Annotated in this window: 20 protein-coding genes and 2 tRNA genes; 13 read left to right on the top strand and 9 right to left on the bottom strand. The window is 44.2% G+C overall.

The genetic code is table 11. The features are described 5' to 3' along the window. Positions 1-238 precede the first annotated feature (238 nt). Positions 239-505: a SemiSWEET transporter gene (locus tag JWG45_RS16475; protein WP_205280719.1), complete on the bottom strand. Its 267-nt coding sequence runs from the start codon at positions 503-505 to the stop codon at positions 239-241. A 16-nt stretch (positions 506-521) separates the two neighbouring features. Further along, positions 522-923 carry a preQ(1) synthase gene (gene queF / locus JWG45_RS16470; RefSeq protein WP_205280718.1) on the bottom strand — a complete coding sequence of 134 codons (402 nt, stop codon included), beginning with the start codon at positions 921-923 and terminating at the stop codon, positions 522-524. A gap of 96 nt (positions 924-1,019) precedes the next feature. Between queF and guaA the strand changes: the two genes are divergently transcribed. Next, the gene (gene guaA, locus JWG45_RS16465; protein ID WP_205280717.1) at positions 1,020-2,831 is read left to right on the top strand and encodes a glutamine-hydrolyzing GMP synthase; all 1,812 of its coding nucleotides are present in this window, start codon (positions 1,020-1,022) and stop codon (positions 2,829-2,831) included. 6 nt (positions 2,832-2,837) lie between these two features. On the opposite strand, the gene JWG45_RS16460 is transcribed toward guaA, so the two are convergent. From JWG45_RS16460 to JWG45_RS16445, 4 genes are all read right to left on the bottom strand, one after another. Continuing rightward, positions 2,838-4,103: an adenylate/guanylate cyclase domain-containing protein gene (locus tag JWG45_RS16460; RefSeq protein ID WP_205280716.1), complete on the bottom strand. Its 1,266-nt coding sequence runs from the start codon at positions 4,101-4,103 to the stop codon at positions 2,838-2,840. Positions 4,104-4,105: 2 nt separating this feature from the next. Continuing rightward, positions 4,106-4,510: a pyridoxamine 5'-phosphate oxidase family protein gene (locus JWG45_RS16455; protein WP_205280715.1), complete on the bottom strand. Its 405-nt coding sequence runs from the start codon at positions 4,508-4,510 to the stop codon at positions 4,106-4,108. After that, positions 4,507-4,971: a hypothetical protein gene (locus JWG45_RS16450; RefSeq protein WP_205280714.1), complete on the bottom strand. Its 465-nt coding sequence runs from the start codon at positions 4,969-4,971 to the stop codon at positions 4,507-4,509. Before JWG45_RS16450 ends, JWG45_RS16455 begins: the two co-directional genes overlap by 4 nt. Positions 4,972-5,292: 321 nt before the next feature. After that, positions 5,293-5,733 (bottom strand): DUF4505 family protein, encoded by a 441-nt coding sequence (locus JWG45_RS16445; RefSeq protein ID WP_205280713.1) that lies wholly within the window; start codon positions 5,731-5,733, stop codon positions 5,293-5,295. Positions 5,734-6,006: 273 nt separating this feature from the next. Here JWG45_RS16445 and JWG45_RS16440 point away from each other — a divergent pair. Together JWG45_RS16440 and JWG45_RS16435 are read left to right on the top strand one after the other, a co-directional pair. Continuing rightward, positions 6,007-6,077: transfer RNA gene (locus tag JWG45_RS16440), tRNA-Cys, on the top strand. Between the two features lie 14 nt (positions 6,078-6,091). Further along, positions 6,092-6,177, top strand: a tRNA-Leu gene (locus JWG45_RS16435). Positions 6,178-6,199: 22 nt separating this feature from the next. Here JWG45_RS16435 and JWG45_RS16430 read toward each other — a convergent pair. After that, a complete protein-coding gene (locus tag JWG45_RS16430) occupies positions 6,200-8,293 on the bottom strand; it encodes an O-antigen ligase family protein (protein WP_205280712.1) in 2,094 nt (697 codons plus the stop codon). Positions 8,294-8,401: 108 nt separating this feature from the next. Between JWG45_RS16430 and JWG45_RS16425 the strand changes: the two genes are divergently transcribed. The 9 genes from JWG45_RS16425 (at position 8,402) to JWG45_RS16385 (ending at position 18,002) form a co-directional block, all read left to right on the top strand. Continuing rightward, positions 8,402-9,271, top strand: coding sequence for a glycosyltransferase family 2 protein (locus JWG45_RS16425; protein ID WP_205280711.1), 870 nt, complete (start codon positions 8,402-8,404; stop codon positions 9,269-9,271). Then, on the top strand, positions 9,261-10,034 hold the full coding sequence (locus JWG45_RS16420; RefSeq protein WP_205280710.1) for an LBBP_01157 family protein: 774 nt from the start codon (positions 9,261-9,263) through the stop codon (positions 10,032-10,034). The genes JWG45_RS16425 and JWG45_RS16420 overlap by 11 nt, the downstream gene beginning before the upstream one ends. 1 nt (position 10,035) lies before the next feature. Beyond that, entirely contained in the window at positions 10,036-10,623 is a 588-nt protein-coding gene (gmhA, locus tag JWG45_RS16415) for a D-sedoheptulose 7-phosphate isomerase (protein ID WP_205280709.1), read from the top strand. A 9-nt stretch (positions 10,624-10,632) separates the two neighbouring features. Next, complete coding sequence (locus JWG45_RS16410; RefSeq protein ID WP_205280708.1) at positions 10,633-11,400, top strand: ATP-binding cassette domain-containing protein; 768 nt, start codon at positions 10,633-10,635, stop codon at positions 11,398-11,400. A gap of 21 nt (positions 11,401-11,421) precedes the next feature. Next, a complete protein-coding gene (locus tag JWG45_RS16405; protein WP_205280707.1) occupies positions 11,422-12,873 on the top strand; it encodes an FHA domain-containing protein in 1,452 nt (483 codons plus the stop codon). Positions 12,874-13,044: 171 nt separating this feature from the next. Further along, positions 13,045-14,442 carry a 3-isopropylmalate dehydratase large subunit gene (gene leuC / locus JWG45_RS16400; protein ID WP_205280706.1) on the top strand — a complete coding sequence of 466 codons (1,398 nt, stop codon included), beginning with the start codon at positions 13,045-13,047 and terminating at the stop codon, positions 14,440-14,442. 18 nt (positions 14,443-14,460) lie between these two features. Continuing rightward, a complete protein-coding gene (gene leuD, locus JWG45_RS16395; RefSeq protein WP_205280705.1) occupies positions 14,461-15,081 on the top strand; it encodes a 3-isopropylmalate dehydratase small subunit in 621 nt (206 codons plus the stop codon). Between the two features lie 15 nt (positions 15,082-15,096). After that, the gene (locus JWG45_RS16390) at positions 15,097-16,098 is read left to right on the top strand and encodes a PLP-dependent cysteine synthase family protein (protein WP_205280704.1); all 1,002 of its coding nucleotides are present in this window, start codon (positions 15,097-15,099) and stop codon (positions 16,096-16,098) included. Then, complete coding sequence (locus JWG45_RS16385; RefSeq protein ID WP_205280703.1) at positions 16,095-18,002, top strand: AAA domain-containing protein; 1,908 nt, start codon at positions 16,095-16,097, stop codon at positions 18,000-18,002. The genes JWG45_RS16390 and JWG45_RS16385 overlap by 4 nt, the downstream gene beginning before the upstream one ends. Positions 18,003-18,423: 421 nt before the next feature. Here the strand turns inward: JWG45_RS16385 and JWG45_RS16380 are convergent, their stop codons facing one another. Both JWG45_RS16380 and JWG45_RS16375 read right to left on the bottom strand, forming a co-directional pair. Beyond that, positions 18,424-18,624 (bottom strand): hypothetical protein, encoded by a 201-nt coding sequence (locus tag JWG45_RS16380; protein WP_205280702.1) that lies wholly within the window; start codon positions 18,622-18,624, stop codon positions 18,424-18,426. A 79-nt stretch (positions 18,625-18,703) separates the two neighbouring features. Beyond that, positions 18,704-19,336 (bottom strand): NrsF family protein, encoded by a 633-nt coding sequence (locus tag JWG45_RS16375; RefSeq protein ID WP_205280701.1) that lies wholly within the window; start codon positions 19,334-19,336, stop codon positions 18,704-18,706. Positions 19,337-19,466: 130 nt separating this feature from the next. On the opposite strand from JWG45_RS16375, the gene JWG45_RS16370 reads away from it, so the two are divergent. Beyond that, positions 19,467-20,024, top strand: coding sequence for a sigma-70 family RNA polymerase sigma factor (locus tag JWG45_RS16370; protein ID WP_205280700.1), 558 nt, complete (start codon positions 19,467-19,469; stop codon positions 20,022-20,024). Positions 20,025-20,037: the final 13 nt, after the last annotated feature.

Raw genomic sequence — 20,037 nt, 5'->3', positions numbered from 1 at the left:
AATTCGCGAATGTAGAAGCTCCTACAAAGGAATCTTGTTTCAGAAATTCTCGCTTCCATCTTTTGGGGTGAAGATTTAGAAATCTTCTGTGCAGGCTGACGAAAGACTCAAAAATACTGCGTGTGACGGATTGAGTTCGGGGAGAAATCCAACGGTCCCGGTGTTGATTTTTTTCTATAAAAATTCTTCTTTGTAGGAACTGCAACGGAGAAACTATAAAAAAAAGGTTGTGATTTTCTCATTTCCCTCTCGAGTCGTTTCTCAATTTAAAGAAGAGGATGATCGAGGTGAAAATAAAGGTAAAGATATTGGCTAGGATGATCGGAAAATCTTGTTTGAGGCAACCGTAGATAAACCATATCACGACTCCCGTTACAAAAACGACGTACATATTTCTCGAGATGTCTTTTGTGCTTCCTCCCATCACGATTCGAATGAGCTGGGGAAGAAAGGAAACCGTGGTCAAAAGGGAAGCGATATAACCTAAGAATGTTACTGAATCCATCTTGTTCGGAATTCCCTTACGCTTTTTGGTATTCTCTGGTTACGATGGTTTTGATTCCGCCGCGAGGATTGTAATCGCCGATCACCTTTAGATATTTCGGATCAATCGCTTTGACAAGATCGTCAAGAATCTTATTTACAACGAACTCGTGAAAGATTCCTACGTTTCGATAGCTAAGAATGTATTCTTTGAAAGATTTCAATTCGATACAACGGTTTGTGGGAACGTAGGAAATTTCGATGATCCCGAAATCGGGAAGGCCGGTCTTAGGACAAACCGCCGTGAACTCTGGAACAGTAAAATCGATTGTATAATCCTTTCCCTCGTAAACATTGGTGAAAGATTCGATTTCGGGAGTTTTTAGGGCCGGGATATGATCTTGTCTTCCGTCGTAGGTCTCTGGATTGATTGTTTCCATGGATTGTTCCTTTCATGACCAGACTTTTCAATCTTTCCCCCAGGAAAATTCTTTTTCCTGAATCCGAGTCTGCATCAAAGTTCTCTGAGGGGTGGAATGGAAATCCAAAAGAAAATTGCCGTAGTTGATTTCGGAGGGCAGTATGCCCACCTGATCGCATCCAGGATTCGAAGGCTCGGCGCTTATACGGAAATTCTTTCCAACGAAGAACCTCTTTCCAGCTATCAAAAATACGCAGGCATCATTCTTTCCGGAGGACCCGAGAGCGTTTACGAACCGGATTCTCCAACCATCACAACAAAACTTTTTGAACTCGGAATTCCCGTCTTAGGAATTTGTTACGGTCATCAACTCATCATGAAGCTCTTAGGTGGAGTTGTCGAACGTTCCGGTACGGGAGAATACGGACCGGCATCCTTAGAACTTCATTCTTCCAACGGAAATTCTTTATTGAAGAATTTCGTGGGTGGAGAACAGGTCTGGATGAATCATGCGGACGAGGTTGTAAAACTTCCCGATGGATTTTCAAGAATCGCGTCTTCCAAAGACTGCGGATATGCGGTCGTAGAAAATTCTTCTAAGAAAATTTTTGGAATTCAATTCCACGCTGAAGTCAGTCACAGCGAAAAGGGTTCCATTCTTCTTGATAACTTTATTGAAATCTGCGGAGCTTCCCGCACTTGGGGAATCGATCAATTCCTCAAGGAAAAAATCAAAGAAATTCAAGAGACCGTAAGGCCGGAGCAAAAGGTTTTTATGCTCGTTTCGGGAGGAGTCGATTCCACGGTTTCGTATCTTCTTCTTTGTAAAGCCCTTGGAACCGAAAGAGTTCTCGGATTTTTAATCGATACCGGATTTATGAGAAAGGGTGAAGTCCTTCCTCTTCAAGAAAAACTCAAGTCGCAAAATATTCACCTAACGGTGAGAGACGAATCCAATCTATTTTACGAAAGTCTAATAGGAAAATCCGATCCCGAAGAAAAACGAAAGATCGTTGGAAATCTTTTTCTGGAAGCGCGGGATCGCGCCGTTAAGGAATTGGATCTGGAACACGGGGATTGGCTCCTCGGACAAGGAACAATCTATCCGGACACGATCGAATCCGGCGGGACCAAACATTCTCATACGATCAAAACACATCATAACCGAGTGGAAGCGATTCAAAAACTCATCGAAGAAGGAAAGGTGATCGAACCGATTCGAGATCTTTATAAGGATGAAGTTCGGGACTTGGGTATTCTTCTCGGCTTGGAACCGGAGTGGGTGGGTCGTCATCCCTTTCCGGGCCCAGGTCTTGTGGTTCGTATGCTCGCCGTGGAAAAAACGAGTTCTGATGCAGATCAAAAAGAAATCGATGCCTATCTTTCGACTCAGAACGGTTTGTCTGGACGAATTCTTCCGGTTGCGAGCGTGGGTGTAAAAGGAGATCGAAGGTCATACGCCAACTGCGCGGTGTTAAACGACATCGATACGGATTGGAAAACTCTGGATCGTATCGCGACACATCTTTCCAACCAGTTCTCCTTTATCAATCGTGTGGTACTTCTTCCTTTTGAGAAGAACGTAAAAAATCTAACCTTCCGTTTTACGGGGATGCAGCTCGATAAAAAATGCTCCGATCTTCTTCGGGAAGCGGATTCTATCGTCGAGTCCATCATCTTCAAAGCGGGACTTTACAATCAGATCTGGCAAATGCCCGTGGTTCTTCTTCCGATCGGTGAAAAAGATGACGAGAAAAGTATCGTGCTTCGTCCGGTGGAATCTCAAGAAGCGATGACGGCTAACTTCTTTCCGATGAAGCGGGAACTCTTACAAGAAATCAAAACGGAAGTTCTCAAAATCCCCGGGATTCGTTATGTGTTCTTTGATCTTACGAACAAACCGCCGGGAACGATCGAGTGGGAATGATTCATTCTAACTTTCAATCTTGTAAATTTTGACAGCCTGGGATTTTCCTTTCACTGTAACTTCGTCGATAAATTCGTGCGGAAACTGTGTTGGATCTTTTAGAGAAGCGATCGTGACTTCGCTTGCAACGATCGGACATCCGAATTGTTTCGTCAAACCTTCGATCCGAGATGCGAGATTAACGCTATCACCGATCACCGTACATTCCATTCTATTTTCATGTCCGATGATTCCGAGCATCAGATGACCCGTATGAATTCCGATTCCAATATCGATTTCTTCCTGCTCTTGACTTTTTCTGATTTCGTTGAATTTTCGAAGAGTTTTTCTCATCGCCAATGCCGCTTCGACCGCATCTTCAGCCCGAGTCGGGAAGATCGCCATGATTGCGTCTCCTATAAACTTATCGATAAATCCGTGATGCTCTCGAATTACGGGAGCAATCATTCCTAGATAGTCGTTGATAAAACGAAAGTTTTCGCTAGGAGTCATCTTTTCGGAAAGAGTTGTAAACCCTCGGATATCAGAAAACATAATTGTCATGAGACCTTCCGTTTGATCCGCGAGTTGGGTTTCTAAAATCGATCGTTTGCTTAAGAGAGCAAGTGTTTCCTTGGGAACAAAACGGCTGTAAGCTTCGGAAAGTTGCTGTTGGGTGTGATAGGCGGCTGCGTTTTCGATCGCGACCGCGATTTGATTTCCGACGACGCTGAGGATTACCTCATCCAATAATTTGAAGGCATTGATCTCGGAGCTTTCCACTGCAAAAACTCCGAGCAATCTTTCTTTGACGAGAAGTGGAATCGCGATCTGACTTTTGGCGTCTTTTAAACCGGGGAGTTCAATTTTTTTTTCTTCCATTCCCATCGATTGACCGACCTGTCCCGCATAACGCATCTGAGTGGAGATTCCGACCATACGCATGATTTTTTTTCTCTTTGCTACGACTCCGATCACCCCCTGTCCAAACTCTACTTTGGCGCCGATTCCGACTTCCTCATAACCTCGGCTGGCCACTACTTTCAGAATCTCGAATCCTTCCTGCACCATCAAAATCAAGGCGTGTTTGAATCCGAAAACCTCATCCATCACTTTCATAATTCTTTCAAAAATCTGATCCAGATCGAGTGTATTTAAAATTTCGGCGGATATCGATTGGATGATTTCAACTTCTCTCGTTTTACGATGAAGTTTCTGGTTTAATTCTTCGATTCCCTTTTGATTTTCTACGAATTGTTTTTTAAAATTTTCAATCTCCGGATCGTTCGGCACGATTAGATCTCCTTCGCTTCGGCGAGATTTCGAATGGATCGAACTTCGAAGATATCAGCCGCCTTGAGTTTGAATACGTCGCTCATCCCGGACATGGATGCGATCGCTTCGAGCTGCATTTCCATCGCTTCGAATAATTCTCCTTCCGTCTCGGTTCTTTGGTAATAAATTTCTAAGATCCAAGGTTCTAAATTCTCCGGGTTTAAAACCTGAAGCACAGCGTGTCGATTTTCCACGGCGTTTTTATGAGTTTTTCCAAAGAATTGGTTGGAGATCGCGACATGATTTTCATCCACCGGATACACCTGGCTAACGATCGTAGCGTTCGGAATTCCGTCTTTGGATGAGGTAACCATTATGCTTGGAACGATTCCTTGCAAACAAGGATGAATCTCCTCTGTGATCATTTTAATTTTTCTCCTGCTTTGGCTCCGGGGGATTGTTCAAAAAGTTCGGAAAGTTCAAAAGTGATTGCCACGGCCGGTTTTAGAATGTATTTTCCCCAACCTTCTCCGGCATTCGGTCCAAAAAACATTCTACTCGTTTCGGATCCCGCCTCGCGGATTTTTTGCATCAAATCGTAATCCTCATCCGAACATTCGTCGATTTGTTGTACCCTTCCTTTGAACTGTCTGGTTTTAAAGGAAGACATGTGTGCGACCGTAGTTGCGATCCAGCCGTTGTCCTGAATATCGTTTAAACAGCTTTCCACTACAACTTTGGGAACCAGTACGGTCATTCTAGTTTGTTCCTCGTTGAGTCGAACACCAAAAGCCCTTGCGAAATGTGGTTTCAGATCCGCATTTCTTGTCGCGACGCTGATCGACAAAGGACCGCTCAGTTCGCCTAAATCTTCCTGCGATAACATTCTACCTCCGTTTTTTTAGAAAAAAGTGGCTTATCGTTTCTTGTCGGTTGATCAGGGGCAAGAAGAATTCGGATAAAATCGGATTGGATTCTTAAAATAAATTCCAATAGTTGAATATTCAAATAATTGGAAGTATCTTTTTCGGAATGGAATGGGGAATAAATATCGAAATTTATATTTGCAATTTGATAACTTGATGGGATGAATTTTTAACTTTGTTTTGTACGGATTTTAAAAGGAAATGCTCGTCAGGTCAGGTCAGGATTGGATCTGAGTTTTGAATCCATTCCGAATGATCCGCAATAGAAGTGATTGGGAAGTTTACAAAAGGACGGGAATCCGAAACTCTTCGGGTCCGAATTGAAAATAAAATTCGTTTTCTCTTTCTATCACTTGATTGGAAATTTCGAATAGAAGTTCTCTGGAAAAAGAACCCCATTCTCCGAGAGGATCCGGATGAACCAAGGAATTTCTAAAAATTCTCAACTGATTCGGTTGAAAGGGAAGGGCGAGACTCGGCGCATAGAAAAGTTTTGCTTCTTCCAATCTTTGAAATACAAAGACGGAAGTTTCGGGTTGGATAAAATTCCATTCTCCCGCACAAATGGAAAGATAGGGAAATTCTGTATGAAGTCCGGTTTTATTTTTACGGATTCTGGAGATAAAAAAATCCAGGAAGTTCGGATCGTTCAGTTCGCTCTTTTCGTGAAATAGGCGGCCTCTTGCGTCCATCCGATAAAAATAGATTCTCTTTGGGCTCATACAATTTCGGTCGGATCCGGATGGAATTTTGCGGAAGTTCGATCGTATTGGAAGCTTCTTTCAAAATCCGAAAGAAAATTCGTAAGAGGTCTTACAGTCGTCTTGTATTTCTCAGTCTTTCGGTTTTCGAGAGATTGTTTCCTCGATCGAAAACGGAGGAGTTCCCACTCTTTCCGATTTTGAGAGGGGCTCTTGGTAAAACGAAGAGCAAAGACAGGTTGCAAAGACTTTTCTATTGACATCCTACTTTCCCTTAAAATCATACCTTTTAACGGCGTCGTGGCCAAGTGGTAAGGCATGGCTCTGCAAAAGCTTGATCCCCGGTTCGAATCCGGGCGACGCCTGTCACTTTGTATCTGCCTGGATGGTGGAATGGTAGACACCCAGGACTTAAAATCCTGTGAGAGCAATCTCGTGCGAGTTCGAGTCTCGCTCCAGGTACCATGGTTTCTTTTCCGTAGACATTCTACCTCGTCTGCGGAAAAACCGTATCACAGATCCTTCCAAAATACAGTTTTGGAAAATCCACCCTTCCTTCTTTTTCAAATTCCAAAAAGGAAATCCTAAAATCTCGAAAAAAAACTTCCTCCGGAAATTCTTTGGGAAACGTGTTCAGTAAAAAATTCGGAATCAGAATTTCGTTCTTTCCCGGTTTTAAAGTGACTTCGATCTCTCCCAGATCCGTTTCCCCTTGCGCCCAGTAGAGTTGGTCTTGGTCGAAAGAATCCCTGGAAACGATCGTGATCTTCGCCTTTTTGGGCGCGTTCACCGCGTTTTCTGCGATTAAGACGGTAAAACTATAAGGGACGGTCCTTGGGATAGGCGGATTCGGAAATCGATGCGTGAGACAACCTTCCACCTGAAAAGACAGAGAGGCTTCGGAAGTGGTTAGTGTTGAAGCCGAGTTTTCGGATTCAACATGAGAAGTTTCAAATTTTAGAATATTCTTCTGAACCGTTTTTACAAGATTCAAATCGTCGGCCCGAACTCTACGGTTATAAACTTCCAGAGGTTTTAGGCTGAGACGAGGAATCCAAAAAAGCCAATAGAGGAAGAGTGGAATTCCCAAAGCCCCCAAGATTTTGAATCGAAACGGTTCCCTTTCTTGGATCCTCTTTAGAATTCCGCGCTGCTCGAGTTTTGGAAAAGAATCCGGTTTTTCCTCCGAGTGTTCCGTGTTTTTTGGATCTTCTTCGGAAATGCCTTCCGTTTGTCGGGAAGAATCCGCAAACCCTCCTAAAAAGATTCCGCAAAAAACGAAGAAGGGAAGTACAACTTCGTCGTCCAAAAGATAACACTGAAAAAAGCCGGCCGGATAGAGACTCAAAACCCCGATCGTCAAAATCGAAATACTTTCCGTCCTGTTCGAATCGATCCGAAAAAAAATTTCGAACAACTTCCACCAAAACCATAAAAATAGAATTCCCGCAAAAATTCCGCCCACCGCTACGAAATGAAGAAGGTCGTTGTGGGCGTGTCCTCTGGGTGTGATATAGAGTTCATACCAGAGTTGTTCCTGAGCTTCGATCATCCTTGTCGATTCTTTCCAGTGGGAATCCTTATAGTTTCCTCCTCCCACTCCGATGAGAGCGTTTTTTTGCAAAAGGGGAATCGTATTCTTATAGATATAGTATCTTTGATTTTCCGTATTATGAACTTCGAATATTTGAGAGATGGATCTTTGGATCAGCCAGTTGTTTCGAAACAGATAAGCGGTCGAGATCAAAAGGAAAAAAAGTAAAAATGCGGAAACCCATCTTGTTTTCTTTGAAAAAACGGGAAAATTTTTTCTGAGAGAAAAAGTTCCGTTTAACAGTGATATGACGAGGAGGACAAAAATTCCGAGCCAGATCGAACGACTTTGATTGAAAAAAAGTACGATCCAACCGCAAAGAAGAAGGGTCGTCTTTGCGTAGAACCAAAGATTCTTTTTTTCCTTCCAGTTTCGAAACCAATCCAGAAGAAAACCGGGCAGGATCAGTCCCAAAAGTCCGCCGTAGGTTAGGTGTGTATTCATCATTCCGATCGGAAGATAGAGTTTGATCGGTCCGAGTTTTCCCGAAAAATGTTGGAGCCGATCTCCGGGCGCGTAACGAAATCCGTTGGCGATAAACTTCCCGATTCTTACTTCCGAAAAAAGACTGACAATGCCGAGTATCACCACGATCGCCACCGACGTGTAGAGAAAGTTTCGAAGCACGTTTCGATTTTTTTCTTGCGAAGCGATCCAAAAAGAAGCCGGAAAAACCAGTAGCATCCAGAAGTCCCCGAACTCGGATTGTTTGATGAACTTTTTAAAAAAGGGCTGATACGATTCGGCTTGGATCAGTGAGGAAAAAAACGATAAGAGATAGATCCCGAAAAAGATTAGAAAATAGTTCCCGATTTTTTTCCAATTCTCCCGGTATTCTTTTTTGAAATACAAAAGGGGGTAGGTGGTAGCGATGACGAGTCCTGCAAAAATCTGCGAAACGCTGACCGATTGCGGAAAGCTGAGCAAAAACAAACACAGAGAATAGAGGGACATCTTCTCCACATTCTTTACAAATCCTTCTTTCAATGTTTGCTCCTCGGAAGTTCTGAAAAATTCCCCTAAAAAACCAATGACAGAGAAAGAATTCATTCTACCATTAGAAAAAAGAACGGATTCCGGGAATCAATCGAACCGATGGGAAAAACAATTCCAGCCAAGAAAAAGAAAACGGAAAAAAAAACCGACTCTGCTCCTTCCTCTGCGGGCAAAAAGTTATCAGTTGCCATTATCACTTACAACGAAGAAAGAAATATCGGTGAATGTATCGAATCCTGTCTTGAGATTGCCGATGAAATCGTGGTTCTCGATTCGATTAGCACGGACCGAACGGAAAAAATTTCGAAGTCGTATCCGAACGTCCGATTTTTTAAACAAAAATTCAAAGGTCATATCGAACAAAAAAACGACGCGATTTCGCTTTGTAAATTCGACTGGATTCTTTCTCTGGATGCGGATGAAAGAGTTTCTCCCGAATTGCAAAACTCTCTTCAAAAGTTCAAACGATCCAAAACGGAAAATGAAACGAACGGTTTCCAGGTTTCCCGTCTTACCTTTCACTTGGGAAGATTTATCCGTCATTCCGGTTGGTATCCTCAGTTTCGTTATCGCATTTTTAAAAAAGGAAAGGCGGTCTGGGTCGGCGAAAATCCCCACGATTATATCAGCATTCAAGGAAAGGGCGGAAAACTTTCGGGGGATATCATTCACTATAGTTTTCGAGATCTCACTCATCAGGTGAACACGATCAATCAGTTTTCTTCCATCGTCGCGATGACGAGACAAAAAAAGGGAACACGTTTTTCGGTTCTCCGTACGATTTACAAACCATTTTCTAAGTTTATCGAAACCTATTTTTTTAAATTCGGATTTTTGGACGGATTCCCGGGTTGGGTCATCGCGGTTTCCTCGGCCTATTCGACGTTTCTCAAAGACGCAAAACAATATGAACTCGAAAATAAGATCATAGAAAGACCGTCTAACGTAAAAGAGGGTTATGGGAGTTAAGTCGTTTTTCAAAAAAATCCTCTTCTTTTTTCGAAGAAAAAAAAAGAAAAAGGGTCACTCCGAAGAAACTCCTCCTGTTCGGGAAAGTTACGGATACAAACGGGAACTTTCCGAACTTAGGGAAAAGGCCGATCGTTTTTTTGTAACTAGAAAACAAAACTCCGGCGTAGTCCACGAAACAAAATATTATAAAATTCTAAAGAATGGTCCAAAATTGTTTCGCCTTGAAGGAAAGGAAAAGAACGGAAGAGATTATTCCATCGTGGTTTCCACCGGAAATTTTTTGAGTTTGCAAGGTGAAAAAATTTCGGGGGTTGTTTTTGTTCCGGAGGCGGAACTCAACCGAATTCTTTCCTACGAACATACCGATCTCAAAAGTGTTTTTTCCCGATTTCAACCCGAAGGAATCGCCGAGGATCTAAAAGTTTTATACGGAGAATCCGGTTCTTCGCAAGAATCGTGGAAGGATTTTTATAACTGGGAACCGATCTGGAAACAGCAGATTCTCATCCGTTTAAAACCGAGTCTTCTTGCGATCCTTCTCGTTTATATGGGAGCTGAGTTCGAACAATTCTTTCAGTCGAATTCCACAAAAAGAATGAAATCGATCGTTTCGGATGAATTGTATTTTTTGAACGTGAGCGGAAACCAAAAGGAGAATTCTCCTTATACGGAAAATCTTTCGCTTCAGGACTTTGAAAAAGCAAAAACGGAATTCTTTCGAGTGTTGGAACAGATACGAAAAAAAAGAGGTACTACCTAAGATGGATATCAAAGAAATCGCTCTCGGTCAGATCCGGGATTCTATTTCCACCAAACAGAAATGTATCGATTCGATTTTAGAGGATATCACAAAAGCGGGCGAGCTGGTTTCCAAAGTTTTGCAGGCGGGGAATACGGTCTTTCTTTGTGGGAACGGAGGTTCTTCTTGTGACGCTTCGCATATCGCCGCCGAACTTGTTGTTCGTTACAAATCCGGTAACGAAAGAAAAGCGCTTCCTGCGTTGTCTCTTTCGGCGGACTCTGCGGTTTTGACGGCGTGTTCGAACGACTACGGCTATGAAGAAGTATTCTCCAGACAAATCGAAGCCTTCGGTAGAAAAGGGGATTTGCTCATTGGACTTTCCACGAGTGGAAATTCCAAAAACGTTCTTCTTGCATTGGAAAAAGCAAAAACCCGCGGAGTAAAAACCATATCCCTGTTAGGCGGAGACGGCGGTAAGATGAAAAACCTCGCGGACTTGGACGTGATCGTTCCTAGCAAGGTCACCGCTCGAATTCAAGAATCGCATATTTTGATCGGACATATTCTTTGTAGTATCGTTGAATTCAACCTCTTCAACTTGGAATAACCCTGATTTGTGAAATCAACCCTAATTGAAATTTCCAATCTGAAGGTTTCCACTCCCGGTCATCACATTCTCAAAGGAATTGACTTTTCCTTGCGAGCCGGTGAAGTTCATTGTATCGTTGGAGAATCCGGGAGCGGGAAATCGACGTTTGCATCTTGTCTTTTGGGAATGAGCGATTCGGAACTTTTTTTGAGGTCAGATCGTTTTCAGTTCTTGGGAATGGACGCCCGTTACTTTACGGAAAAAGAATGGTTGCCCCTCCGCGGTAAAAAGATCGCTCTTGTTCCACAAAATCCAGTCTGGGGATTTCATCCGTATCGAAAGACTGGCTCTCAAATTCTCGAAGCATTCTCCCTTACCAATCGTGAATACGCTAACAAGGAAAAGATTCTTCCACTTTTGGAATCGATTTACATTCACGATCCCATACGAGCCTTCGACGGACTCCCCGGAAATCTTTCGGGAGGTGAAAGACAACGAATCCTGATTCTTCTGGCTGTTTACTCCGGCGCGGAAATTATCGTCGCTGACGAACCGACCGCTGCACTGGACTCGATCAGTGAAGCGGAAGTTTTGAGACTTCTGATGAAATTTCGAAAGGAAAGGGGACTTTCTCTGATTTTTATCACACACGAAATCCCAATCGTCAAGGCGATAGCCGATATTATGAGTATCTTGTATCAAGGAGAATGGACCGAGGTCGTTTCCCGCGGAAAAACCGGAGATTTGATTCCGAGTTCCGAATATGGAAAAAAACTGTTTGAACAGGGAAGCTGATCTTAGAAACTACTCGAGCGAATGATGGGTTACGCAGTCCTCCTAACACTGGTTTTATTTACCTTTCCGATTTTTGCCCAGAAATCACCATTTATAATGGAGGAAATCGACGCGTCCTCTTACCCTTCCATTCAACTTTTGATCCGAGATAAAAAACAATTTCCGATCGAGCGAGAAAGTTTTCTCATCCGAGAATCCAGGGGTTCGGAAAATCGTACGGTTCTCAGGCCGAAAGTCACCCGCAAGGAAGGATCCAGATCCGTTCATACGGTTTTCCTCGTTCAGTCCGGAACGAGCTTGGAAGAAAACAATTTCAATACACGTCTGCTTCAAAAAATCGTTCAGGCCAGCGGTGACGAAGATCATTTTAGTTTTATCTTCTTTTCGGACGATCTCCTCGTTGTAGAAAAAGATTTGGATCGGCAAGCCGCCCTTGTAAAAGCACGGGTTCCCGGTTCTCTCAGCAATCGGAACACCGGAGTCAACCTGGATCTTGTATTCCAAAAAGTGAATACCATTTTAACGAGAGAATCCTATCTTGCACTTTTGGTTTCGGACATCGACTACAGACTTCCTCCGGGACTCAGACAAGGTTTGTCCACGTCCGGTCTTCCGATTCAGATTTTAGGAAAGCGCAATTTCGCAAACCAAGAGCTCGTTCGAATTTACGGAGGAGAATTGTATGAGATGGATGCGGCCGAATCCGTTTCCCGCTTTTTGACCGACCTTGAATACTTCCACAAACATCCGGCAGTGATTCAGTATGATTCTCCGTTTCAAGACGATTTTTGGAAAGGAGAAGGCGATTTTTTGCGAGGTGATTGGGAATCGAGCCGAGGTGGAAAGTTTACTTATACATACAAACCCGGAGCGTTGAAACAACTTCGATTCGTTATTTTGAGTCCGGGAGTTTTTCTTCCTACGATCGGATTCTTGCTGATCCTCACTTTGATCGGGCTTCTACTTTTGTTCAAAAGAGAAAAAGAACCCGAAGAATTCTCGAATCCTTCCAACGGAGAAGCCGAACGCAGATTTCACGCGATGGGCGAAGAAAGAGAAGTCTACCAGAGAATGTATGGGGATCAGTTTCATACTTCTCCGTACGCGAATCCGGAAGGAGTTTACGTGGCTCGTTCTCTTCCCGTAGATGAATCCGAGTTTGAAGCGGCGGAAGCCTATGACCTCGCGACCTTGATTCAGAAGGAAGGACGAACTCCTGGAAAACAAGTTCCGATTCGGAAAGCCGAAACTACCTTGGGCGCCGGAGATTTGTCCGATGTTTTGGTCGCCGATCCGAATGTGAGTAAACTCCACGCGAGAATTCGGAAGATCAAAAATCGTTTTGTACTCTACGATCTCATTTCGGACGCAGGCACTTATCTCAACGGGAAGAAGGTTCTAAGACCACGGGTTCTCTATGATTTCGACGAGATCAGTCTGGGAAAGACGGTCTTTGTTTTTCGCGCGAGATAGAATTTTCATTCTTCCAAATTCATTCCAGATCGCTTAGAATAGATCCGGGTAGACGAAAAGACCCGATTTCCCAACGATGGAAATACAGACGGATGCGCTCTTTCTCCCTCCGAGAAATCCATCCAATCCACAAATTCCGAAAGAATTTCTTTCGGGGAGACAGAATCCAAAATGAAGACAATGTTCGAAAAAATCTGGGAAGACCATCTAGTCGGGGAACTGGATGGAGGATCGTATATCATTTATATTGACCGTCATCTCATCCACGAAGTCACCAGCCCCCAGGCTTTTGAAGGAATCAAAATCGCGGGAAGAAAGGTGCGCCGTCCGGAAGCGACTTTCGCAACGATGGATCATAACGTTTCCACAAGAACCAGAGACATGAGTCTCTCCGATCCGATCTCCGCGATCCAAATGCAAACTCTGAAAAAAAACTGCGATGAAAACGGGATCCGTCTCTATGACTTTCAAAATCCGGACCAAGGAATCATTCACGTTATCGCTCCGGAAATGGGTCTGACCCATCCCGGGATGACTATTGTTTGCGGAGATTCTCATACGTCCACTCACGGCGCTTTCGGAGCTCTTGCATTTGGAATCGGAACAAGCGAAGTGGAACACGTTCTCGCGACGCAGACCCTCGTTCAGAAAAGAGCGAAGACCATGGAAATTCGCGTAGACGGAAAACTTTCCGATAAGGTCACCGCGAAGGACATCATTCTTGCGATTATCGGTAAGATCGGAACGGCCGGGGCCACCGGGTACGTGATTGAATACCGCGGTTCCGCGATCCAAGCCCTCAGCATGGAAGCTCGTATGACGATTTGCAATATGTCGATCGAAGCGGGAGCAAGAGCGGGACTCATTGCACCCGACGAAACCACTTTCCAATATATCAAAGGAAAAGACTTTGCTCCGAAAGGCGCGGAATGGGATCTCGCCGTTAAAAAATGGAAACACTACGTCACAGACGAAGGTGCGAAGTTTGATACGACCGTGATTTTACACGCGGACGAAATCGCGCCTATGGTCACCTGGGGAACTTCACCGAGCCAAGTGATTTCCGTAAAAGGGGTGATTCCCGATCCAAAGGACGCGACCGATCCCGTTGAAAAAATCGGAATCGAATCCGCGTTGAAATATATGGATCTCAAACCGGGACAAAAGATCGAAGAAGTAACGATCAACAAAGTATTCATCGGGTCCTGCACGAATTCCAGAATCGAAGATTTGAGAGCGGCGGCGGCAACTATCAAAGGGAAAACCGTTTCCTCGAAAGTGCAAGCGATCGTCGTTCCCGGATCGGGAAGAGTGAAACGTCAGGCGGAACAGGAAGGTCTAGATAAAATCTTCACTGCGGCGGGTTTCGAATGGAGAAATCCGGGTTGTTCCATGTGTCTTGCGATGAACGACGACGTTCTCGAACCGGGCGACCGATGTGCTTCCACCTCCAATCGCAACTTCGAAGGCCGCCAAGGGAAGGGCGGTCGAACGCACCTCGTTGGTCCGGAAATGGCTGCGGCCGCGGCGATCGAAGGTCATTTCGTGGATATCCGAAACTGGAAATAAGGGAAAGAATTTAGAACTATGAAAGCATTTACGACACTCAGCGGAATCGCGGCCTTACTCGATCGGCCGAACGTGGATACCGATCAGATCATTCCAAAACAATTCTTGAGAAAGATAGAACGAACCGGATTCGGGGTTCATCTTTTTCACGATTGGAGATATTTAGACGACGCAGGAACCAAGCCCAATCCTGAATTCTCCTTAAACCAGGATCGTTACAAAGGCGCCATTATCTTAGTAACGAGAGACAACTTCGGTTGCGGCTCTTCCAGAGAACACGCACCTTGGGCCTTGGAAGACTACGGTTTCCGTTGTATCATCGCTCCTTCTTACGCGGATATCTTTTTCAATAACTGTTTCAAAAACGGAATGCTTCCCGTGGTTTTAAAATCCGAAGAAGTGGAAGAATTATTTCAGGCCGTTTCTTCTCAGGCGGGCGCGAAGATTACGATCGATCTGGAAAAACAAACCGTTACCGGACCAACCGGAAAAGTGTACACTTTCGAGGTGGATTCTTTTCGCAAATACTGTCTTTACAACGGACTCGATGATATCGGGCTTACACTCAAACACGAATCCAAAATCGGAGAGTTTGAAAAAAAGCAGAAAGAAGTTGAACCTTGGTTGTACGCTATATAATTCTGCACAAATAATATGTTTGATGAAATCTCCCGTTCGATCGACGAGTTTGGAAACAGTTTCCTTGGCGCTCTGAATAACATTCAGAAATCGTTTGGACGGGAACTCAGCGTTGCAAAGCCGGTAAAAGAAACGATCCTTCAGATGATCGGAAACACTCCTCTCATCCGTTTGAATCAGATCGGTTCTCATATTCCCAATGTGGAATTCTATCTCAAAGCGGAGTTCTGTAATCCCACCGGCTCGGTGAAGGATCGAACGGCTCTTTCCATGATTCTTTCCTCCGAAAGAAGGGGAGAATTGAAACCGGGAGGTCAGATCATTCAACCCGGATACAATTCCACAGGGCTCAGTCTGGCTTGGATCAGTACGATTCGCCAATATAAATTTCGTTGTTTGGTCGCAGGAGACACGGATCCTCAAAAGATCAAGGATCTCCAGACGTTTGGAGCTCACGTCGAAATTCTTCCCGAAGCAAAGGGGAATTGGGACGAGGCACTTTTGAAAAAAGCGAGAGAGATCAAAGAGAAAGAAAAAAACACCGTGATCTTAAACGAATACACGGACATGGCCAATACAAACGCACATTATCTTTTTACCGGCCCTGAAATTTGGAGAGACCTCGCAGGCAACGTGGACGCGTTTGTCGCTGGTGGCGGTTCCGGAGGAACTCTTTCCGGAGCGGGTCGTTTTTTGAAATCCAAGAAGTCTTCCATTCGAGTAATCATGGGCGTGAGTCAGAAATCAAGATTCATAAGAAAGATGGTTCAAAAGGAAGCTTCCATTCATCTTCCTGAATCCTTTGATCCGAAGATTGTGGATGAGTATGTGGGCGTCGACCGGGAACAAGCGCTTCTCTATCAATCCGATCTCTATCAAAAAGAAGGAATCTTCGCAGGTACAACAACGGGAACGACTCTGGCGAGTGCGATCCGATTTGCGGAAAGTCTTCCGACCAGGGACGATCAAAAATCTCAGGTCTACAGAATCGTAGTCCTTTCTCCGGATCGGTTTTGAAGGAACCAAAATTTTCCGATTCTTTGGAAGAATTGGAAACCGTTCGCAAAGAACTGGAACGGGAAAAAAAAGAGGAAGAAACTCTTTTCTCCAAAGACTGGCTCTCCCGTTCTCTGCCGGAACGGATTCAACTCGGAATCACGTTATACCCTCTTGTCTACGAAGAACAATCTATCGGACGAGACGGAAGTTGGATTCTTACCTTTCGATTTCCGGATCAGGAAGAATATCCCTCTAAGTTTCAATCGGGTGCTCCGATTCAAATCGGAAAAGAAGAAGATCGTGTGCGCGCGATTCTTGTTTCCCTTCATAAAGAAAGAATACGAATCGCTATCGACGAAGTGCCGGAATGGGCCGAGGAAGGAAAGTGCCATCTCGATCTTTTGCCGGACGAAACCTCGTACAAAGAAATGTTTCGTGCCTTGGAAGTCGTATCCGACGCTAAGAAAGGAAGTCGATTGTATGTGAATCGTGAACTTCTTCTCGGATATGGAAAAGCGGATAAGATCTCCCTACGAGAGGCTGATAAAACTCGAGTTCAGGGAAGAATGAATTCTCGTCTGAACGAATCTCAGAAGAATGCCGTGCTGCACGCCGTTCTTTCCGAAGACGTGACGATCATCCACGGTCCTCCCGGAACCGGGAAAACTACAACGTTAACCGAAATCGTAAGTCAACTCGTTGCGGAAGAAAGAAAAATTCTCGTCTCCGCGCCGACACATTCCGCCTGCGATCTTCTTGTGGAATCCATTTCCGAAAAAGGAATTCCAGTATTACGACTCGGGCATCCCGCCAGAGTTTCGGAGACGGCTCTTCATTCGACATTGGACTATAAATTGTTTCATCATCCCGACGGTAAATTGTTAAGCGAATACAGAAGAGAAGTTGTAGAAATCTCCAAACGAGCAAAAAAATACAAAAGAAACTTTGGAGAAAAGGAAAGAGAAGAAAGAAAGTCTTTGTTTCAGGAAGTCAAGGAACTCAAAAAAACGATTCGAACGATCGAATCCGGTCTTATCGACAGTCTCGTTTCCTCACATCCTGTGATCGTTTCGACTCCGGTCGCTTCGGCGAAAGGAATTTTGGATGGACGTTTCTTCGACTATTGTGTGTTAGATGAGTGTTCGCAAGCGTTAGAACCTGCCTCTTGGATCCCCATTCTAAAATCGGACCGAGTGATTCTCGCGGGAGACCACAAACAATTGCCGCCCACTTTGTTTTCGGAGAAGAATACTCTGGAAGAGACCTTGTTTGAAAAGGCCGCTGAGAGACTTGCGGACTCTGAACGCGTTTTTCTTCTCGACACTCAGTACCGAATGAAGGACGAAATTGCCGAGTTTTCTTCCCAAGAGTTTTATTCTAACCTTTTGAAATCCGGTCGCCCGTTGGAGGAAAGGACTTCTAATTTTCCGGAAGACTTTCCGTTTCTCCATTCTTTCCAATGGATCGATACCGCCGGAACGGACAGCGAGGAAATTTCCGTCGACGACAGTCTGACAAATCCGTTCGAAGCCGATCTGCAGATTCGAATCTGCGTTTTGTTAAGCGAACTCGGTTGGCCTGAGGAAGAGATTACGATTCTTTCTCCGTATCGCGCTCAAGTGAGATTGGTATCCGAAAAGTTGAAAGAGGCAAACCTTCCAAAGATCCGAGTTTCCACGATCGATTCCTTCCAGGGACGGGAGAATCGCTGTATTCTTCTTGGCTTTGTCCGTTCCAACGAAGAAGGAAAATCCGGATTTTTAAAAGAATCCAGAAGGATCAACGTGGGAATGACGAGGGCGAGGGATCTTCTTCTTTGTATAGGAGACAGTTCTACACTTTCCGGCGATCCGTTCTTATCCAAACTCATTCAATTTGCTGAAAAGAAGGAAGTTTTTAGAACCGCTTGGGAATTTTTGTAATCTCCAAAATGAAGTGCGATTGTTGCGTAAATGGATTGGTTGGGAACGCTTTCAGCCCAGACTTCGCTGAGATAGATTCAGGTCAGAAAACGTTTTGTCGTGAAGTTCCTGAGTTTGATTGCAAACAAATTTTTTCAGAGTTACTTTGTCGGAACAAATAAAAGCGGTGGAAATTGGATTTGAATTCAACTTTTTCCGACTAAGTATTTGTTGAAGAAATCTCTTTGGGACCATACGATTTCCGTAAATTTGGAACTTTGGTTTTTTTCTGCCACTTTTTTTTCGTTCAAGATCGTTATTTCCTTTGTTCATAGACGGGACAAGAAGAGTCCTTTGTTGTTAGAGCTCCTACAAAATGGAATTTTTCTTACAAAATCCGGTTTTTCTGATAGAGAAAAGTCTCCCGATGATTTCCGCTTCTTTACCCAAGATCAGGCTTAATCTTACCCAAAAGTTGAGAGGAGATACTACGAGAATCGTTCTGAGGAGAGCGATTTGTAAGAGTTCCTACGCGGGAATTTTTTCTTGCGAAAAGTTTGATTTTGTGATAGAGGAAAGTTTCCGGATTTTTTCCACCACCCGCCCCTCCACCCAAGATCAGGGTGGGGCGCGCGACTTTCACTGAGGACTGTCGGAGTTCCGACGGATTCTTCTTAAAAAAATAAAATCGAAACCCTGTCGACCGATTTAATCGTGCAACATTACCACTTTAGAATATTCTTAAATACGAAAAAGCCGATCAAGAAGAGGATTGCACTGGGAAGGCCGTGTGAAAAAAAAATATGATACGAAGATTGGTCTCCACAGACAAATTTGAGACAGAGATTCGCAAGCGCCAAGCTGAATACCGAAAGAACCGCCGCGCTCAAAACCGGATTTCCGGGCTTCCCCTTTTGAACCAAATAGAACCCACTTCCGCAAAGAACAAGACTAGAAAAAAGGATGATTACGGCACAGCGACCGATATGATGTCTAAAATCCTCGCCGGAAATCACATCCATTCCAAAGGAAACCGCAGAGTAAAGAACCCAGACAAGTCCAAGATAGATCGGCAGTTTAGAAGATTTCGAAAAGGATTCTTCCGGAAAACGCAACTGAGATAGAATCCAAAACGAACTTGTTCCAACGATTAAAATCCAAAAGAAATCGGGGAACAAAGTTGGTATATGAAGAAGAGGTGCAGTCACCGGAAACAAGAATAAGGCAAGAAAAATAAAACCGATCGCGAAAAGAGGAACCAAGAAAGCAAACGCACCCCAGCCGTTTCCCTTGGAAGGCGGTTCTGTCGCTAACTTTTGAATTAAGGATTCGGTTTTCTCTTCTTTACTCAACATATTCTAAGTTATAATATTGGAAATTTTCCAATTTTAAAGAATGGTTGGACAATAATTTCTTCCTGCTTCAGGCTGGAAGGAAATTAGGTTCAACTGTTTCTATATTCGAAGGTCGCAAGCAGTTAGTTACATGTCAGCTAAAAAAGAAATCTGGGAAGAATGCACAATTCTCATCGCCAAGGCTCGAGAAGGAGACCAGGCTTCCTACGAAAAATTTCTCAGACTCGTAACGGGTGTCCTTCGTTCCTATCTGATTCCCCGTATTAACAACGCCGAAGACCGGGAAGATCTCATCCAAGAAATATTGATCGGACTTCACAAGGCTCGGGATTCTTATCGCGCGGAACGTCATCCGGCTCCTTGGGTTTTTGCCATCGCCAGATACAAGACCATCGACTATCTCCGAAAAAGAAAGGTCGGAGACCGTTATTTTACGACCGAAAATCTGGAGCTCTTCGCTTCTCCGGAACCGATCGAACAGGACGAACCGGAAAAGGCGCGGGAAATCTTGCAGGAGTGGCTTTCCGTTTTGGACGAAAGACAAAAACAGATTCTCACGCACCTCAAACTCGAAGGAATGAGCGTCAAAGAAGTTTCGGAAAAAACCGGACTTTCCGAATCCAACATCAAAGTCATTACTCACCGAGCCGTTCAAAAGATTCGAAAGCATTTTTCCCTCGACCTCTGACAAAACTGCAATC

Source organism: Leptospira ainlahdjerensis, assembly GCF_016919175.1.
Classification (GTDB): domain Bacteria; phylum Spirochaetota; class Leptospiria; order Leptospirales; family Leptospiraceae; genus Leptospira; species Leptospira ainlahdjerensis.
The sequence above is the reverse complement of the archived record's forward strand: the minus strand, read 5'-3'. Positions and strand labels throughout refer to the sequence as shown.

Coding starts and splice junctions, on each gene's coding strand:
- JWG45_RS16390 (WP_205280704.1), top strand. CDS start 15,097: ATGTTTGATGAAATCTCCCGTTCGATCGACGAGTTTGGAAACAGTTTC.
- gmhA (WP_205280709.1), top strand. CDS start 10,036: ATGGATATCAAAGAAATCGCTCTCGGTCAGATCCGGGATTCTATTTCC.
- JWG45_RS16375 (WP_205280701.1), bottom strand. CDS start 19,336: ATGTTGAGTAAAGAAGAGAAAACCGAATCCTTAATTCAAAAGTTAGCG.
- guaA (WP_205280717.1), top strand. CDS start 1,020: ATGGAAATCCAAAAGAAAATTGCCGTAGTTGATTTCGGAGGGCAGTAT.
- JWG45_RS16420 (WP_205280710.1), top strand. CDS start 9,261: ATGGGAGTTAAGTCGTTTTTCAAAAAAATCCTCTTCTTTTTTCGAAGA.
- leuC (WP_205280706.1), top strand. CDS start 13,045: ATGAAGACAATGTTCGAAAAAATCTGGGAAGACCATCTAGTCGGGGAA.
- JWG45_RS16455 (WP_205280715.1), bottom strand. CDS start 4,510: ATGATCACAGAGGAGATTCATCCTTGTTTGCAAGGAATCGTTCCAAGC.
- JWG45_RS16475 (WP_205280719.1), bottom strand. CDS start 505: ATGGATTCAGTAACATTCTTAGGTTATATCGCTTCCCTTTTGACCACG.
- JWG45_RS16370 (WP_205280700.1), top strand. CDS start 19,467: ATGTCAGCTAAAAAAGAAATCTGGGAAGAATGCACAATTCTCATCGCC.
- leuD (WP_205280705.1), top strand. CDS start 14,461: ATGAAAGCATTTACGACACTCAGCGGAATCGCGGCCTTACTCGATCGG.
- JWG45_RS16445 (WP_205280713.1), bottom strand. CDS start 5,733: ATGAGCCCAAAGAGAATCTATTTTTATCGGATGGACGCAAGAGGCCGC.
- JWG45_RS16450 (WP_205280714.1), bottom strand. CDS start 4,971: ATGTTATCGCAGGAAGATTTAGGCGAACTGAGCGGTCCTTTGTCGATC.
- JWG45_RS16425 (WP_205280711.1), top strand. CDS start 8,402: ATGGGAAAAACAATTCCAGCCAAGAAAAAGAAAACGGAAAAAAAAACC.
- JWG45_RS16405 (WP_205280707.1), top strand. CDS start 11,422: ATGATGGGTTACGCAGTCCTCCTAACACTGGTTTTATTTACCTTTCCG.
- queF (WP_205280718.1), bottom strand. CDS start 923: ATGGAAACAATCAATCCAGAGACCTACGACGGAAGACAAGATCATATC.